Annotated in this window: 1 protein-coding gene; it reads left to right on the top strand. The window is 67.2% G+C overall.

The features are described from left to right. Positions 1-539 (top strand): transposase (locus tag VBE63_RS31105; RefSeq protein WP_323686795.1); only part of this gene is annotated, 539 nt, incomplete at both ends.

Below are 539 nucleotides of genomic sequence, written 5' to 3'. Positions count from 1 at the left end.
ACACGTCTGGCCGCGATCGCCGAGGCCAAGCGCCAAATCGAGGCACGCGCCGCCGAGCGCTTCGCCCGGGAGCAGGCCGCCTACGAAGCCAAGCTCGCCGCGCGCGCAGCCAAGGCCGCGGCCCGTGGGCGCAAGCCCGGTGGCAAGGCCCCTAAGGCGCCCTCGCCGGAGCCCCGCGCCGAGGACCAGATCAACCTCACCGATGCAGAATCGCGCATCATGCACATCGCCGGTGGCGGTTTCGAGCAGTGCTACAACGCCCAGGCCCTTGTGGATACCGAGTCCATGTTAGTGATGGTGGCGCAGGTGACCCAAGCGGCCAACGACAAGGAGCAGGTCGCCCCCCTGATCGAAGGCGTGCAGGCCCTGCCCGAGGGGCTCAACCACCCCGAGGAAGTCATCGCCGACAACGGCTATTTCAGTGAGCACAACGTCGAGCTCTGCGAGGCCGCTGGGGTCGTGCCATTGATCGCCATGAAGCGCGATGAACATCACCCCCATTGGTCAGAGCGCTTCAGCGAGCCCGCAGCGTTGACGCT

The organism is Lamprobacter sp. (genome assembly GCF_034860625.1).
GTDB lineage: Bacteria > Pseudomonadota > Gammaproteobacteria > Chromatiales > Chromatiaceae > Lamprobacter.
The sequence above is the reverse complement of the archived record's forward strand: the minus strand, read 5'-3'. Positions and strand labels throughout refer to the sequence as shown.